The organism is Roseateles sp., from assembly GCF_965262435.1.
Lineage (GTDB): Bacteria > Pseudomonadota > Gammaproteobacteria > Burkholderiales > Burkholderiaceae_C > Paucibacter_A.
Map to the genome: position 1 here is coordinate 3767390 of NZ_OZ253537.1, position 16201 is coordinate 3783590.

A 16201-nucleotide genomic window follows, 5' to 3' on the forward strand; every position below is an offset into this window, starting at 1 on the left:
TACTCTCGTCATGAACAGCAGCAACAGCAACACCAACAGCAACAGCAAGCCATTGGCCGACCTTCGCAAGAGCTATGAGCAAGGCGAACTTGACGAGGCCATGGCTGCCAATGAACCGCTGAGCCAATTTAAGCAATGGCTGGAGCATGCCCTGGCCAGCGAGGTGCCTGAACCCAATGCCATGACCGTGGCCACGGTGGGTGCCGACGGCCGTCCCTCGACCCGCATCGTGCTCATCAAGAGTTATGACGACCGGGGCATCGTCTGGTTCACCAACTACGAAAGCCGCAAGGGCCAGGAACTGGCCGCGCATCCCTTTGCCGCCCTGCAGTTCCACTGGGTCGAGCTCGAGCGGGTGGTGCGCATCGAAGGCCGGGTCGAGAAGGTCAGCGAGCAGGAATCGGACGCGTATTTCCATTCCCGCCCGCTGGACTCCCGCCTGGGCGCTTGGGCCTCGCCACAAAGCCAGGTCATCAGCTCGCGCGGCGTCTTGGTCGCCAATGCGGCCAAGGCAGCCGTGCAGCATGGCCTGAAGCCCGACCGCCCACCGCACTGGGGCGGCTATCGCCTGATGCCCGAACGCTGGGAGTTCTGGCAGGGCCGCAAGTCGCGCCTGCACGACCGCCTGAGTTACCGACTGCAGGCCGACGGGCAATGGCTCAAGGAGCGCTTGGCTCCCTGAAGCCACGGGGGCTGGCCGTTAGAAGCGCAGCTGCAAGCCCGTATGCAGGCTGCGGCCAGGCAAGGGGCTGAGTTCGCGAATGGTGGCCACTGAACTCGAGCTGTAGGCCAGCTGATTGCCCACATTGTCGAGCTTGAGATACCACAGCGCTTCGTTGCTGCCGATACGCAGCTGACGCGACAGGCTCAGCTTCAGCAGGCCGTAGCCGGCCGTTGCATGGTCCAAGGCCGGCACACGATCTTGCCGTGCGCTCAGACGCCACTCAGCGCGAGCCGTCCAAGGGCCCTGCTTAGCGTCGAGCGCCAGGCTCGCCCGCAGCGGCGCCAGCCGCGGCAAGGCCTCACCGGTCTGGCGGTTGCTGCCGCGCACGCCGTCCAGCGTGGCCGTGACAGCGAGCTGCGTGCCCGGCAGCAGCTGTGCCGGCAAGTGCCAGTGGCCCTCCAACTCAAAGCCGGTCAGCAATGCCGGCACGGCCTTGAAGGCATAGACCGGGAAGGTCTCGCCCTCATCCTCGAACTGCTCGCCGGTGGCGTCGAGCGCGATATAGCTGGCGAATCGGGTGCGGAACAGGTTCAAGCGCACGAAGTTCTCAGCCTGCTTCCACTCCAGCCCCAGGTCCACGCCCTTGGCCCGCTCCAGGCCCAGGCTGGCATCGCCGCGCTCGTAAGCGCCGCTGGCCACGTGGATGCCCTGGGCATGCAGCTCGTAAAACATGGGCGCGCGTTGGCTGCTGTTGAACTGGCCGTTGAGGCTGAATGATTCACTCAGGCGATAGCTGCCACTGAGCGTCAGGCTGCGCGGCTTGAAGCGCTGGCTGCTGGCGGCACCGAAGCGCGGCTCTTCAGCGTCGGCAGCGTCACCGGCCGAGTTGACGCGCACCGATTCAGCGCGTGCACCCGCCTCCAGGGTCAAGGGCCCTGCCGTGTACTGTTCCAGCAGAAAGACCGCACTGCTACGTGTTTGTGAGCTGGGCACCAGGGCCTCGGCCCCGATGGCAGAGAACTCGCTGCGCTCCATCTGCAAGCCCAACATGCCCTTGACGGCCCCGCTCGCGCCCAGCGGCGCATGTTCCAACTCCAGGCGCAGATCCTTGCCGCGGTTCTTGAACACGGTGCCAATCTCACCCGAGCCCTCCACCTCCTGGTGCTGGTAGCGGCTGTTGCTGGCATTCCAGCTCACGCGGCGCAGCAGTTCGGCCGCGCCGCTGCCCGGGGCAAAGCGCCACTCGCCGGCCGTGGCGGCGCGCTGACGCTGCATCTGGATCTGCACATCGGGCTCGACGGTCACGCCGTAGTCGTTGTGATAGTCCTCCAGCGACACCCCGGCATAGCCCTGGGCAAAGATGTAGGAGCCGCCCAGCGCACCGCCGTGGCTGCGCGCCGCGGAATTGCGCACCTCGGTGGCGCTTTCACCCTCGGCCGTGAAGCGCGGAGCAGATTGGTTGGACGCACGCCGGCCGGCCAGATCGGCATGCCAGGCCCAGCCTTGGTTGCCCGAACCGACGCCGCCGTCCAGCACCAGGGCGCCATTGCGTTCTTGTGCCGGGCCGCCGAGGCGGACTTCCGCTGCGCCGCTCAAGCCCGGCTGCACCGCCTTGGGAATGCGGTTGTCCAGGGTGTTGACCACGCCGCCGATGGCATTGCCGCCGTAGAGCAAGGCGGCCGCGCCGCGCAGCACCTCGACCCGGTCGATGACCAGCGGATCGGTGGGCACAGCATGGTCGAAGCTCAGGCTCGATGCATCAACCGAAGCACCAGAATTGCTCAACATGCGCACCCGATCACCGTCCAGGCCACGGATGGTAGGGCGGTTGCTGTTGGGGCCGAAGTAGCTGGCCGAAACGCCGGGCAGGCCATCCAAGGTTTCCCCCAGCGATGAGGCGCGGCGCAGGCTCAGTTCATCGCCGCTAAGGGCGCTGTTGGCCTGGGTCAACTGCTGACTGCGCAAGGGGTTGCCGGTCAGTTGAACTCGGCTCAGATGCTCGGTGCTGGCGGTGCTGGCAGCGGAGACCGGTGCGACATCGGCTGGGGTTTGGGTTTGGGCTTGGGCCTGAACCGCGAGACTCAGGCAAAACAGGCTGGCGCCCAGGGCCAAGGGTTGGCGGGCGAAAAATGGGGTGCTCATGACAAAAACTCTCTGGCGGTCGGGCGCGGCAGGACGAACTCAACATCCGAGCCGGCGCGACGAAATGGGGATGCTCCCGGGCTTCATCTGCTCACACAAGGCAGGGCCTCAGGCGTTGACGCCGCCACGCCACAGCACCCCATGGGGTGCTGCGCGCGCATGGCGCCTTGCGGTCAATGCAGGGGAATCAGACCCGCTGAGGTGGGCCGCGGGCAGCGCGCTTCCAGTGGGCCGCCAGGTGCAGCGAAGCCACCAAGCCAGCACTGGAAACGGCCTGGGGCAAGTCCTGCAACAACGACGCGGGCTTCGTCAGCGGTGCATGGTCGTGGTTGAGCTGGTCGAGCAGCAGGCAGATCAGTTCGCCACGCTGATGACCCCAGCCGTCGGCAGGCGCCAGGGTCCCGTCCTTGGCTTCTGCAGATGAAAGCACCGACGCCAAAGACGACAAGGGCACCAGAGCACGCGCAAAACCGGCGCCGTGCACGATCCGATGTGACTGCCCCAGACCTTGGAAAGCCAACATCAAGGCCAGCAGCGCCCACACCCGCCACGCCATGGCATGGCGATGCAGCGCCAAGGCGCTGCTGGGTGAGGACGGGGGACGCGGGCTCATGGCTTCAAATCAGGCGCGACAGCATTCAATGAGCATTCAAGGGGTGACCAGGCCCTGACCACCGTTGATACGGTAGTAAAGCCCGTAGGGATCATCACTCAACACCGACAGAACGCCCTCGACCAGCACCGGTTCGAGTGAGTAGCGCACCGGTTGCTGGGTGAATACTTCGACCAGACCTTCAGCACCAGCCGGCACACAGAAAGAACAGGACGTGGGCACCGAGGAAAGCAAGAAGTGCCTTTGCTTCTCACCCGGCTCCAGCGGCATCATGAAACCCTGGACCTTGACCTTCTTCTGATTCAGGGCCTGCACGGCCGCGGGGAATGTGGGCAGCAGCCGATTCTTCTCGGCACGGGTCGTCACAGAGGCGAGCACGCTCCAGGACAGCACGCCCTCACGTTCCTGCAGAGGTTTGAACGGGCTGCGCGGGTCGTGATAACCGGGGCCTTGGCCGATCACTGGAGCTTGCGCCTGGGCAAGACCCGGCAACAGGGCCATCAAGCCCATGACGAGCAGGCCGCGACGGGTTTCAGCGAAACGAGCGATGAGGTTCAAGGCGGGTCGACTTTTCATGACGTGGAGGATCGAGTGGGGCATTGTGCCTGCTGCGGCCGTTCAGCGCGGCGCCTGCAACAAGTCGCTGACATCGAGTCGGTAGGCTCGCCAGGCCGGCCAGGCTGAAGCCAGCAGCGCCAGACTGGCCGCCACCAGGGGCAAGCTGAGCTCCCAGAGCGAGAACCAGGCACCAGTCAGGCGCAGGCTTTGACGGTCGGCCAACAGCTGCCCCAGGACCGCGCACAAGCCGTGGCCCAGCGCCAGGCCAATCACACATGCCAGGGCCGCCAGGATGGCCGCTTCCAGCCCGACCAAGGCAGCCACCCGCCACGGTGGCGCACCCAGCATGCGCATCATGGCCAGATCGGCTTGCCGCGCCCGCACCGCATTGAGCAAAGCCACCCAGACCGACAGACCTGCGGCCAGCAATAGCACCACGGCGAATCCGCGCATGACATCGGTACCGGTTCCGACCAGGCGCAGCAAACGGGCCGTCTCCAGCGCCGGCGCCGAGGCCTGCAGACCCGCTTGCGCGTTGACCCAGCGCGGCAGGCTGATGGCGGCCAGCGGGCTGCGGTAGCTCAGCAAAATCAAGGTGATCTCACGACGCGCGATTTCTTCAGCTTCGTCCTCAGGCGCGGCGTCCGCTGCGCTGCCATGGTGAGCTTCATGGAGCTGCCAGACCGAGGCCAGATCGGTCAGCACCAAGCGGTCGATCACGGTACCGGTCGGCTTCAGGATGCCAGTCACCGTGTAGGCGTCGCCCTCATGGGCATCGCCCTGCTCGCCCAGGCCGTGACTACCTGCAAACTCTGCACCCAATGCCAAACCGGTGCGTTGCGCCACTTCAGCCCCCAGCACGGCCTGCAGCGGCGCTTGCCAGAGCTGGCCTTGGGCCAGGCTGGCGCCGTACAGGTCCAGGTAGCTGACCTCGGTGCCGACGATGCGAAAACCGCGCAGGCTGTCGCCCAGCGACAGCGGGACGGCGCGCGCCACCAGAGGCTGAGCACGCAGGGTCTTCAAGGTCGACAGCGGAATGTTGCCGGTGGGCACATCGAGGTGGAACACGCCGGACAACATGATCTGCATCGGGCTGCCCTTGGCGCCGACGACCAGGTCGATGCCCGCGAGATCGCGGCGCACGCCCGCCTCGATCTGCTCGCTGACCAGGAGTACAAAGCTGATGGCCGCCAGGCCCAGGCTCAAGAGCAGCAAGTTCAGCGTGGCCGTCAAAGGCTGGGCCCACAGGTAGCGCCAGGCCAGGCGGATCAAGGCGCTCATACCGCAGCCTCCGCAGCGGCGCTGTCGCTCAAATCGAGCACGCGCCAATCGGCCCTGCCCTGCAAGGGCTGGGCCAGCCGGCTGTCATGTGTGGCCAGGATCAGGGTGATGCCCTGCTCCGCCGCAGTGTCCAGCAGCAAATCCAGCACCTGGCGGGCATGGCGATCGTCCAGGCTGGCGCTCGGCTCATCGGCCAGCAACAGTGCAGGCTGGCGCATCAGGGCCCGGGCCAAGGCCACACGCTGCGCCTGGCCGACACTCAGTTGATGCGGCAGTCGCTGCCCCAGATCAGCCAAGCCCAAATGCTGCAGCAAGGCCTGAGCCCGCTCTGGCCGGGGCGGCAGGCCGGCACTGATGAAGGGCAGAGCCAGGTTGTCCAGCACGTTCAGACTGGCACTCAGGTGCAGGCGCTGCGGCACAAATCCGAGTTGGGCCCCGCGCCAGGCATCGCGTTGCCGCGCGTTCAGGCTGCCCAAGTCGCTGCCGGCCATGTCGATCCGTCCCTCGGTGGGCGTCAGCAAGCCTGCCATCAAGGCCAGCAAGGTGGACTTGCCGCTGCCCGAGGGCCCGCGCAAGAGCAGGTGCTGGCCGGCGGCCATGCGGAAATCAGGGAAAGACAAGAGGCCACTGCCACCGGCATAGCGGTAGCTCAGCCCAGACCATTGGACGCTCATCGAGGCAATTCCCGGCGGCGACAGATTCAAGCCGCCGGGCGCAGTAGGCGGGCAAAGGTCTTGCGGAATTTCTCCACTTTGCCTGCCACCACGAAGGCGCAATAGCCTTGGTCCGGGTTGCGGGCGTAGTAGTGCTGGTGGTAGGCCTCAGCCGGCCAGTAGTTCTGTTCGGGCAGCAACTCGGTCACCAGCCGGCCATCGTGCGCCGCTTGTGCTTCGTCCCAGACCAAGCGGGCTTCAGTGGCCTGCTCAGGCGAATGCACATAAATGCCCGAACGGTACTGACTACCGACATCAGCGCCCTGACGATTCAAAGAGGTCGGGTCATGAATGACAAAGAACACCTCTAGCAACTCGCGCAGGCTGACCACACTCGGGTCGAAATCGAGACGCACGACCTCGGCGTGGCCGGTCTGGCCGGAGCAGACTTGCTCGTAGCTGGGATCTTGAACCAAGCCGTTGCAATAGCCAGACTGCACCGCATGCACGCCGCGGACCTGCTCGTACACCGCTTCGGTGCACCAGAAACAACCACCGCCGAGGGTGATTCGCTGCAATGGGGTGTCAAGGCTGTTCATGCTGTGGGGCGACCGGTTCTTTGAGAGACGGGCCGAGCATAGCCGAGCCCGGAATTCCTAAGAGCGGCAGGGTAACGCGCCGGCACCGGCGATGATGTCCACCCCGCAGTGACACAAACCATGACCGTGGACCTGAATCCGCTGACCCAGTTTTTCAAGCCCTTCGCCCTGACGCTGGTCCAGCCTCCCCTGGTCTTCATACTCCTGGCCGTGGCCGGCGGATTTCGCCTGCAACGGGGCCGCAAGCGGTTCGGCTGGGTTCTGCTCGGCATGGCCGCGGCGGGCATCTGGCTGAGTGGATGCGAGGGCTTCGGGCTGTACCTGGGCCGTGAATGGCTGAAGACGCCGCCCGCCCTGGGACGAGGGGAGACTGAACGGCTGCGCGCGCTGCAGGCCCAGGAAGGCGGGGTGGCAGTGCTAGTCCTTGGCGGGGGCGCTCGCCAATCAGCCCCGGAGTACCAAGGCCCCAGCCTCAATGAATACAGCCTGCCGCGGCTGCGCCTGGGCATATGGCTGGCGCGACAGATCGGGGCGCCGCTGGGCTTTTCGGGTGGCGTGGGTTGGCAGGCGCGCGATCAGACCAGCAGCGAGGGTGAGATCGCCCGGCGTATCGCGGCTGAAGAATTCCGCCATCCCCTGAGCTGGGTCGAGGATCAATCGCGGGACACCCGAGAGAACGCCCGCTTCAGCGTGGCCCTGCTGCGGCAGCACCAGGTCCGGACTTTGGTGTTGGTCACCCATGAGCAGCATATGCCGCGCTCGCTTCGCGCCTTCAGGGATGCCTTGGCAGACAAAGGCGCGGCAAGTGAAATCACCCTCATCCCTGCGCCAGCTGGCCTGCGACCTGCGGAGCGCTGGCGCCTGAGCGCGTGGCTGCCCAGCAGCGAAGGCTATGCACGTGTGCGCTACGTGGTCTACGAGGCCATCGCGCTCGCGGGTGCCCATTGAGACGCACCCAAAACACAGGCACCCAAAACAGAAACCCCCTCCGAGCCTGAGCTGGGAGGGGGTGTGGTGGCTGACGCCACCGATGGGGCTCTCGGGGGATGTGCCCGAGGGCTCCTGGCGCGCAATGATTGCGCCAGAGGTTGTGCCTGAGACAGGCTAAGCAACACTAGGCGAGCCCCGCCCCGCTTTCAAGCCCCGGATAAACCCGCGGGCGCCGTTGTGAACAGCGTCTCGAAGAGTTGATCGGCGCGCGCCTGGACGTCGGCGCTCATGACAATGCCCCGGCCCCATTCCCGGCTGGTTTCGCCGGGCCACTTGTTGGTGGCATCCAAGCCCATCTTGCCGCCGAGACCGCTGACCGGGGAAGCGAAATCCAGGTAGTCGATCGGCGTGCTGTCGACCAAGGTCGTATCCCGGACCGGGTCCATGCGCGTGGTGATGGCCCAGACCACTTCCTTCCAATCACGAATATTGATGTCCTCGTCCACCACCACAATGAACTTGGTGTACATGAACTGGCGCAGAAAGCTCCAGAGCCCAAACATCAGACGCTTGGCATGCCCCGGGTAGGCTTTCTTGATGGAGATCACGGCCATCCGGTAGCTGCAGCCTTCGGGCGGCAGATAGAAGTCAACGATCTCCGTGAACTGCTTCTGCAAGATTGGCACGAACACTTCATTGAGCGCCACGCCCAAGATGGCCGGCTCGTCCGGAGGCTTGCCGGTGTAGGTGGAGTGATAGATGGGCTGCTCGCGCCGCGTCAGTCGGGTGACCTCGAAGACCGGAAACCAATCTTGCTCGTTGTAGTAACCGGTGTGATCGCCGTAGGGGCCCTCCAGCGCATGGAGGTAGCCCCCCTTTTCCTTCACCGCTATACCGTCTTCGCTGAACCCCGTGAAACCAGGGGCAGCCACTGGAATGCAACCTTCCAGCACGATTTCAGCACTGGCCGGCACCTGCAGCATGCGGCCACGCTCACCCACACCGCTGTCAATGAGTTCCGTCCGCGAGCCGCGCAAGAGACCGGCAAACTGGTATTCCGACAAGCTGTCAGGCACCGGCGTGACGGCGCCCAGGATGGTGGCCGGATCGGCGCCCAGCGCCACGGCAATTGGAAATGCTTGGCCCGGGTTGGCCAATGCAAATTCGCGAAAATCCAGCGCGCCACCCCGGTGGGCCAGCCACCGCATGATGAGCTGCTTGCGCCCGATCAATTGCTGGCGATAGATGCCCAGGTTCTGACGCGAGCGCGGCTTGGGCACCGACTGAGGTCCGCGCGTGATGACCAACCCCCATGTGATCAGGGGGCCGATGTCACCTGGCCAGCAGGTCTGAATAGGAATGTCCTTGAGGTTGATCTCGGCGCCTTCCAGCACGAGCTCTTGGCAGGCCGCGCGGCGAACCGTCTGCGGCTTCATGTCCCAGACCGATTTCATCATCTGCAGGAGCCGGCCCACGTCCTTCACGCCCTTCGGTGGTTCTGGCTCTTTCAGGTTCGCCAAGACGTGACCGACCTGGCGCAGGTCCTCCAGGCTCTCAGCACCCATGCCGAGCGCGACGCGTCGCGGCGTGCCGAACAAATTACTCAACACCGGCATGCGATGCCCCGTGGGATTTGCAAACAGCAAAGCAGGCCCTTCGGCTCGCAGCACACGGTCGCTGAGAGCGGTCATCTCCAACACAGGAGACACCGGCTGCTCAATCCGTTTGAGCTCACCCATGGCCTCCAAACCGCCAATAAAGTCGCGCAGGTCACGGTACTTCATAACATCCAGTAATATAAAAACGGGTCTATAAGCTTGACGGGTTATTTTTGACCCTTAAAATCCGCCTGCCTTGAGTTTTCAGGGTTAACCCGTGTCTTCGCCTTTGGGAGGGTGGAGACGCCCCGCTGCCGATGGACGTCGGCCCGGTCGAAGTCGACGCTTGTCGTGCTTCGCCCTCTGGGCCGACCCATTATCACTGCCGCACCTTTAGCCCCTGGCCTTGGCCGGAGACTGGATGGTGTGGAAGAGAAGAAAGGAGTCGCATGACAGCGCGTCGTGATCTTTTATCCCTGACCCGCAGTACCGGTGCCGCTGCATCCTTGTTCGTCAAGGACATCGGCCAAGGTCTGCTGGTTGTCAGCCATAACACGCTGGCCCTCGTGGGCTTGGCTGTCGTGGCGGTCATCCTGACTTTTGCCAGCCAGGCCGAATTGCGCCAGCAATTGGAAGGCCAAGTCCGAGGCTGGTTGCATGCACGCCAAGAGGCCCGCAACATCGCCGACGGCAATACGCTGACCGGCAACGAAGAGCCGGATGCGATCGCCCGCGCAACGGCCGTTGACCCCAAAGACTTGCCACGCCAGCAAGCTGCCATCGCCCAGTGGGTGGCGCGGCGCTACAAGGTCGCCCCTGAACCGATCAGCCGTCTGGTTCAGGAAGCCTACACGGTGGGTCAGCGCGCCCGTGTCGAACCCACCCTGATTCTGGCCATCATGGCGATTGAATCTGCCTTCAATCCCTTTGCGCAAAGCACAGTCGGTGCTCAGGGCCTGATGCAGGTGATGACCCACGTTCACAACGACAAATACGAGGCCTTTGGCGGCAATCTGGCCGCTTTCGACCCGATCACCAATCTTCGGGTTGGCGTGCAGGTGCTGAAGGAATGCATTCAACGTGCCGGTAGCGTCGAGGAGGGCCTTCGTTTCTACGTGGGTGCAGCCAATTTGCCCGACGAAGGCAGCTATACCGGCCGTGTCCTGGCCATGCAAGAGCAACTCAAGGCCGTCGCCTCGGGCCGCGCCCTGCCCGCCCGCCCGGCCAGCACGCCCATGGCAGCGCCCAAGTTGATCGAGCAGACGACGCTGGACGACGAAAAGGTGGCGCAGCTGCGCTGAACCGCTGCCTCGGCCCCGCGAGAGGCACCGCATGCTGAGGCTACACTCGAGGCTTCGCGCGACTGGCGATCAAGAGGGCCGAGCGACCGAGCGTCGCTGGCCACCTGAGGTGGTGGACCACCGGGGAGCGCGAACGGTGATGGGCGGATGCTCACGCCGCCTTCAGCCGTTCGCCTGGGCAGCCTCCTCGGCCTGCATCTTTTTCAATCGATGCCTGGCATGACGGGCACTCCACTTCTAGAGCACTGCCACCCTATGTTTGACCGTAGCACTTCCACACTCGCCCTTGTCGACCCGGATCTCTGGGCCGCTGTCCAGAACGAGAACCAGCGCCAGGAAGATCACATCGAGTTGATCGCCTCGGAAAACTACACCTCGCCCGCCGTCATGGAAGCACAGGGCAGCCAACTGACCAACAAGTACGCTGAAGGCTATCCCGGCAAGCGCTATTACGGCGGTTGCGAGTATGTGGACGTGGTCGAGCAACTGGCCATCGACCGTCTGAAGGAGCTGTTCGGCGCCAACTTTGCCAATGTGCAACCGAACTCCGGCTCACAAGCCAACCAAGGCGTGTTCTTCGCCCTGCTGCAGCCAGGCGACACCATCATGGGCATGAGCCTGGCCGAAGGTGGTCACCTGACCCACGGCATGGCCCTGAATATGAGCGGCAAGTGGTTCAACGTCATTTCCTACGGCCTCAACGCCAAGGAAGAAATTGACTATGACGCCATGGAAGCTCTGGCGCGTGAGAAGAAGCCCAAGCTGATCATCGCCGGCGCCTCAGCCTATTCCCTGCGCATTGACTTCGAGCGCTTCGGCAAGATTGCCAAAGAGATCGGCGCCTATTTCATGGTGGACATGGCCCACTATGCAGGCCTGATCGCTGCGGGCGTGTACCCCAACCCGGTGCCGCACGCCGATGTCGTGACCTCGACCACCCACAAGAGCTTGCGCGGCCCGCGTGGCGGCATCATCCTGTGCAATGACGAAGCCATTGCCAAGAAAATCAACTCGGCCATCTTCCCCGGCATCCAGGGCGGCCCGCTGATGCATGTCATCGCCGGAAAGGCCGTGGCTTTCAAGGAAGCACTGACGCCGGAATTCAAGGCTTACCAAACCCAGGTGGTCAAAAACGCCAAGGTCTTGGCAGATACGCTCATTGAACGAGGCCTGCGCATTGTCTCTGGCGGCACCGAGAGCCATGTGATGCTGGTGGACCTGCGCCCGAAAAACCTGACGGGCAAGGAAGCCGAAGCCATCCTGGGCGCAGCCCACATGACTTGCAACAAAAACGGCATCCCCAACGACCCGCAGAAGCCCATGGTGACCAGCGGCATCCGTCTGGGCACACCGGCGATGACCACGCGCGGCTTCAAGGAGGAGCAGGTGCGCGCGACGGCCCATCTGATCGCCGACGTGTTGGACAAGCCACATGACGAGGCCAATTTGGCAACCGTACGCGAGAAGGTCGCCGCGCTGACGCGCGACTTCCCCGTCTACCGCTGAGCCTGACCCAGCCAAGGAACGCCGATGCGCTGCCCCTTTTGCAGTCATGGAGAAACCCAGGTCGCCGAGACCCGGGAATCCGATGAGGGCGATGTGGTGCGCCGTCGGCGGCGCTGCCTTGGCTGTGACAAGCGTTTCACCACCTACGAACGTGCAGAAATTGCCTTGCCCGTGGTGGTAAAAAAAGACGGCACGCGTGCGGATTTTGACTCCCGCAAAGTCCGCGCCTCCATGCAACTGGCCTTGCGCAAGCGCCCGGTCAGCATTGAGCAGATCGACGCTGCCCTGCTGCGCATTGAGGAAGCCCTGCTAACCAGCGGCGCCCGAGAGCTGCCCTCGACCAAATTGGGTGAGTTGGTGATGCGCGAACTCAAACGCATCGACAAGGTGGCTTATGTGCGCTTCGCTTCGGTCTACCGAAGCTTTGAAGACGTGGATGAATTCCGTCAGTTGATCGGCGAGATCTAACTGCCCCCCATCCCCGCTGAGCAGCCCCCCCCCCTTTGGAGGGGCCCATTCGCCCCCTTAGGGTGACAGAAAGCCAGCGCACGAGCTCCTAAATTTGCTGCATTCCACACAGCAAAGGAGCCGGTCATGAACAACAGCAAGTCAGTCTCGCAACGCGGTCTTTCTGGTGTCGAGAGCCTGCTCGCACTTGTCGTTTCTGCCCTGCTCGCAGCACAAGCCCTGCCAGCCATGCAGCAGTTGAAGCAGAGGAAGGCTCTGGAGCTGCGGGCTCAGGCCTTGATGACCGACCTGAAACAAGCTCGCAGCGAATCGGTGATGGCTTCCGCCCAGCACCACATCCGCTTTCGTCAAATGCCCGGCGGCAGCTGCTACGTGTTGCACTCAGGGCGCCCCAACGACTGCAACTGCGATGAAAGCGGCCAAGCCATGTGCAGCGGTGAGGCACAAGTGCTTCGCCACGAATGGCTGCCGAGCAGCAGCAGAATCACCATCCGCGCCAATGTGGGCACCATGAGTTTCAATGCGCGACAAGGCGCCGTCACGAGCACTGGCAGCATCGACATCACCGAAGCTTCGGGGCTCGGCATTCGACACGTCATCAGCATTGCCGGTCGCGTGCGCAGCTGCGCACTGTCATCCGGTATTGGCAGCCTGCCTGCGTGCGCTTAGATGGCCCCTAAGAAAGCCCCCCCTAAGTGAATGCCCCGCCGACTAGCGGTCAAACGTTCGCGACAAACGGCGCTCGACGCAGGCCTTGATTCAAGGAGGCCTTCACATAATCCGCCATGCAAGTACCGTCAAGACTCAACGCCATTTCGCGTCAGCGACCTTACGAGGCAAGCCAAGGGTTCACCCTGATCGAGCTGATGATCGCAGTGCTGATCGTCGCCATACTCGCGGCAGTCGCACTGCCCTCGTATCGCGAGTACACAATGAAAAGCCGGCGGTCCTCCGCCATCGCAGCCTTGACAGCGGTCGCTCAGGCACAGGAGCGCTGGCGCAGCAATCGCGCAAGCTACTCGAACTCGCTGTCCAACTTGGGATTCACCTCCAGCACCACATCCGATGGCAACTACGAGTTGACCTTGAGTGGGTTGGGTGATCCGGCGCAGTATGTTTCGGGCTACCAGATCAAGGCTGAAGCGAAAAGTACGGGCAAGCAATCCAACGATGTACGTTGCGCCGTCATGATCATGCGCATGGACGGCGGAAGCTTGCGATATCTCGCCCAAACTGACGCTGCCGCTGACAGCCAACAAGAATGCTGGCCCAAATGAGCGCGTCAATTCGCCGACGCCGTGGAGTCACACTGGTCGAATTGTTGGTCGTGCTGGTTGTGCTCGGCGTGCTGCTCAGCTTGGCTTTGCCTTCTCTTGCGGACCTGTTGAACCGGCGTCGGGTTCAAATGGTCGCGGATCAATTGATGACCGACTTTGCCTATGCACGCTCCGAAAGTGGCATCGCTTTTGAGTCGGTGAGCTTGCGCTTCATGGACGACGCGAGCCAGAGCTGCTATTCCTTACTCTATTTTGGCACCGTCGGGGGCTGCGACTGCACTCGAGGCGCTGGCAGAGCATGCATCAACGTCTTAGGGCCGGGTTACACCAGCTTCAGAGAAATCAGAACGACGCAGGTGTTGCGCACGTCCGGCGTCAGACTTGAAACCAGCGGTAGATGGGATGCATCTTCGGTCAACCGTGTTCGGTTTCTATATCCGCAAATGACACCCACGGTGCCCGATTTCGCAGTCAAGGTGATTGGCGTTCGTGGTTTCACCTTGGTAGTACAGCTGAATGCCATGGGTCGCGCTTCTCAATGCACGCCTGATGGTTCTATGCCGGGAGCGCCCGCATGTTGAATTCACTCGGGTCAAGACGTCGTCAATCTGGTTTGAGTCTGATTGAACTGATGGTGGGCATCACCGTCGGCATGATTGTTGTCGCCGGCGCCAGTTTGATGATGACCAACCAGGTGTCGGAGCATCGCCGCCTCACCCTGGAAACCCAAATTCAGCAAGACTTGCGGGCCACCGCAGATCTCATGCTCAAAGAAGTCAGGCGAGCCGGCTCCTGGGCCGTGCCGCAGAATGGGGTTTGGGCACCACCAGCAGCCGGCAGCCCCTTTGTCGCGCCAGTAGCCAACCCCTATATCAGCCGCCTGTCGGTCACCCAAAGCGAAGGCGGAGACGAGCTTCGTTACAGCTACTCGAGGAAAAAAGAGCGTTTCAATGACGCCAGTGCATTTGAAAACAATCTGGTGAACGAGAGCACTGAACTATTCGGCTTCAAATTAGAACAAGGCATTATCAAGTTCCTTTTGGGCGGCGCATGGCAGCCTATGACAGACCCCAGTGTGTTACTTGTGACTGGGATGCAAATCACCTTGAACACCCAGGAAAGCAGTTTGGCTGACAGTTGCGAGAATGTGTGTTTGCCGGCCACAGGCACCTGCCCGAAACTGCTGCAAAGAAGCGTCACCATCCGAATTTCCGGTCGCTCCGCCCATGACGCAGCCGTCACGCGAGATTTGCAAGTGTCGGCTCGGGTCCGAAATGACGAACTCGCCGGGGCATGCTCATGACACCCAAACAAAAGCATGTGCAGGGCGGCGCCGCCACATTGGTGGTCGTCATGGTGCTCTTCCTCATCATGGCGATGATGGCAGCCTATGCCAATCGCAATATGATTTTCGAACAGCGCATCGCCAGCAACTATTACCGTACAGGCGTATCGAGCGAAGCCGCTGACGCCGGACTTGAATGGACGGTTGCCATGCTCAACGGGCTCGGTGTGAATGCAAGCTGCCGAGAATCCGCTGGCGCGAGCGAACGATTCCGGGACCGGTTTCTCAACATCGCCAGCGATCGCACCATTACCGAAAAGGTCACGACCGGATACCTCAGCAATTGCGTCAGGACGAATGCTGGCGCTAGCTGGGCGTGCCGCTGCCCATCCCCCGATGCAGCGGGGTTCCCTGCCCCAGTTGCCGTTGCTGCAGGTGACACCATGCAACCGGGTTTCGTGGTGTCGATCACTCCCCCGCCCGTCACGAGCCCGACCCTGAAGAATCGCCCCGGAGCAATGCGAGTGAGGGTCGAGGGTTGCAGCAGTGGTAACTACATTGAATGCAGAGATCCCTCGGCCGTGGCCTCGCAATTGTTGAGCTTGACGGTCGCTGAAATGGATGTCGCGCTGGTCAGTGCGCTCAAGAACCCGCCAGCGTCGCCGCTCACGATCAAAGGAAGTTTGTCTGTCGGGACCTCAGGGCTTGGCCTGCACAACAGCGATCCGCGGAGTGCAGGCATTCTCCTGGTGAGCGGGCGGCCTGCCGTTGCTTCGCTCAACCCCTATGCCGATCGCTTGGACAGCCTGCCGGGCACGCCAGGTCTGACAGCCATCATCGAGAACGACTCAACCCTGACGAGCAGCAGCGCGGCGCGCATGTTCTCCATGTATTTCGGCATGACGGCGCCCCAGTACCGGGACCAGCCGGCCATGCGCATGGTCAACTGCCCGAATGGCACCGACTGTGGCAGCACTCTCTTGGCCGCCTACAACCGGGGCGTTCGCATGGCTTGGATTGAGGGGCCTCTGATCCTCAACAGCAACAACAACTTGGGCACCGAAACCAGCCCCATGGTGATCATCGCCACGGGCGACGTTGCCATCGATGGCCCAATGACCATTTCGGGCTTGCTGTACACACGCGGAGACTTGATCTGGGCCAATGCCAGTGCGGATGTATCCATGCTCAAGGGTGCTTTGCTGGTGGAGGGCGATATGGAGGTATCCGGTCGAGTGGACCTGTGGTACCGAAGCGCCGTCATCGATGCCCTGAAGAACCAGACCGGCAGCTTTGTGCGCGTGCCAGGAAGCTGGTGGAACTGAC

Annotated in this window: 17 protein-coding genes and 1 riboswitch; of the genes, 10 read left to right on the forward strand and 7 right to left on the reverse strand. The window is 62.8% G+C overall.

Annotated features, from left to right (window positions below):
• Positions 1 to 10: 10 nt before the first annotated feature.
• Entirely contained in the window at positions 11 to 682 is a 672-nt protein-coding gene (pdxH, locus tag ACQY39_RS16220) for a pyridoxamine 5'-phosphate oxidase (protein ID WP_428507931.1), read from the forward strand.
• Between the two features lie 18 nt (positions 683 to 700).
• Here the strand turns inward: pdxH and ACQY39_RS16225 are convergent, their stop codons facing one another.
• The 6 genes from ACQY39_RS16225 to msrA form a co-directional block, all read right to left on the reverse strand.
• A complete protein-coding gene (locus ACQY39_RS16225; protein ID WP_428507933.1) occupies positions 701 to 2806 on the reverse strand; it encodes a TonB-dependent receptor in 2106 nt (701 codons plus the stop codon).
• Positions 2807 to 2993: 187 nt separating this feature from the next.
• A complete protein-coding gene (locus ACQY39_RS16230; RefSeq protein WP_428507935.1) occupies positions 2994 to 3419 on the reverse strand; it encodes a hypothetical protein in 426 nt (141 codons plus the stop codon).
• Positions 3420 to 3455: 36 nt separating this feature from the next.
• Complete coding sequence (locus ACQY39_RS16235) at positions 3456 to 3995, reverse strand: DUF3299 domain-containing protein (protein WP_428507937.1); 540 nt, start codon at positions 3993 to 3995, stop codon at positions 3456 to 3458.
• Positions 3996 to 4037: 42 nt separating this feature from the next.
• On the reverse strand, positions 4038 to 5258 hold the full coding sequence (locus tag ACQY39_RS16240) for an ABC transporter permease (RefSeq protein WP_428507939.1): 1221 nt from the start codon (positions 5256 to 5258) through the stop codon (positions 4038 to 4040).
• Positions 5255 to 5932 carry an ABC transporter ATP-binding protein gene (locus ACQY39_RS16245; RefSeq protein WP_428507941.1) on the reverse strand — a complete coding sequence of 226 codons (678 nt, stop codon included), beginning with the start codon at positions 5930 to 5932 and terminating at the stop codon, positions 5255 to 5257. The genes ACQY39_RS16240 and ACQY39_RS16245 overlap by 4 nt, the downstream gene beginning before the upstream one ends.
• A 26-nt stretch (positions 5933 to 5958) precedes the next feature.
• Positions 5959 to 6510, reverse strand: a complete 552-nt coding sequence (gene msrA, locus ACQY39_RS16250; RefSeq protein WP_428507943.1) for a peptide-methionine (S)-S-oxide reductase MsrA — start codon at positions 6508 to 6510, stop codon at positions 5959 to 5961.
• Positions 6511 to 6630: 120 nt separating this feature from the next.
• Here msrA and ACQY39_RS16255 point away from each other — a divergent pair, with 120 nt between their 5' ends.
• The gene (locus ACQY39_RS16255) at positions 6631 to 7458 is read left to right on the forward strand and encodes a YdcF family protein (RefSeq protein WP_428507945.1); all 828 of its coding nucleotides are present in this window, start codon (positions 6631 to 6633) and stop codon (positions 7456 to 7458) included.
• A 188-nt stretch (positions 7459 to 7646) separates the two neighbouring features.
• Here the strand turns inward: ACQY39_RS16255 and ACQY39_RS16260 are convergent, their stop codons facing one another.
• Positions 7647 to 9224, reverse strand: coding sequence for a UbiD family decarboxylase (locus ACQY39_RS16260; RefSeq protein WP_428507947.1), 1578 nt, complete (start codon positions 9222 to 9224; stop codon positions 7647 to 7649).
• Positions 9225 to 9487: 263 nt separating this feature from the next.
• Between ACQY39_RS16260 and ACQY39_RS16265 the strand changes: the two genes are divergently transcribed.
• From ACQY39_RS16265 to ACQY39_RS16300, 8 genes are all read left to right on the forward strand, one after another.
• On the forward strand, positions 9488 to 10339 hold the full coding sequence (locus tag ACQY39_RS16265; RefSeq protein WP_428507949.1) for a transglycosylase SLT domain-containing protein: 852 nt from the start codon (positions 9488 to 9490) through the stop codon (positions 10337 to 10339).
• Between the two features lie 48 nt (positions 10340 to 10387).
• Positions 10388 to 10526: riboswitch (ZMP/ZTP riboswitch) on the forward strand.
• A 68-nt stretch (positions 10527 to 10594) separates the two neighbouring features.
• On the forward strand, positions 10595 to 11845 hold the full coding sequence (gene glyA / locus ACQY39_RS16270) for a serine hydroxymethyltransferase (protein WP_428507951.1): 1251 nt from the start codon (positions 10595 to 10597) through the stop codon (positions 11843 to 11845).
• A 24-nt stretch (positions 11846 to 11869) separates the two neighbouring features.
• On the forward strand, positions 11870 to 12313 hold the full coding sequence (nrdR, locus tag ACQY39_RS16275) for a transcriptional regulator NrdR (RefSeq protein ID WP_263520161.1): 444 nt from the start codon (positions 11870 to 11872) through the stop codon (positions 12311 to 12313).
• A 126-nt stretch (positions 12314 to 12439) separates the two neighbouring features.
• Positions 12440 to 12982 carry a GspH/FimT family pseudopilin gene (locus ACQY39_RS16280; protein WP_428507953.1) on the forward strand — a complete coding sequence of 181 codons (543 nt, stop codon included), beginning with the start codon at positions 12440 to 12442 and terminating at the stop codon, positions 12980 to 12982.
• A gap of 116 nt (positions 12983 to 13098) precedes the next feature.
• Positions 13099 to 13590: a type IV pilin protein gene (locus ACQY39_RS16285; protein WP_428507955.1), complete on the forward strand. Its 492-nt coding sequence runs from the start codon at positions 13099 to 13101 to the stop codon at positions 13588 to 13590.
• Positions 13587 to 14171 (forward strand): prepilin-type N-terminal cleavage/methylation domain-containing protein, encoded by a 585-nt coding sequence (locus ACQY39_RS16290; RefSeq protein ID WP_428507957.1) that lies wholly within the window; start codon positions 13587 to 13589, stop codon positions 14169 to 14171. The genes ACQY39_RS16285 and ACQY39_RS16290 overlap by 4 nt, the downstream gene beginning before the upstream one ends.
• Positions 14165 to 14893, forward strand: coding sequence for a PilW family protein (locus tag ACQY39_RS16295; protein ID WP_428507959.1), 729 nt, complete (start codon positions 14165 to 14167; stop codon positions 14891 to 14893). Before ACQY39_RS16290 ends, ACQY39_RS16295 begins: the two co-directional genes overlap by 7 nt.
• Entirely contained in the window at positions 14890 to 16200 is a 1311-nt protein-coding gene (locus tag ACQY39_RS16300; RefSeq protein WP_428507961.1) for a pilus assembly PilX family protein, read from the forward strand. The genes ACQY39_RS16295 and ACQY39_RS16300 overlap by 4 nt, the downstream gene beginning before the upstream one ends.
• Position 16201: the final 1 nt, after the last annotated feature.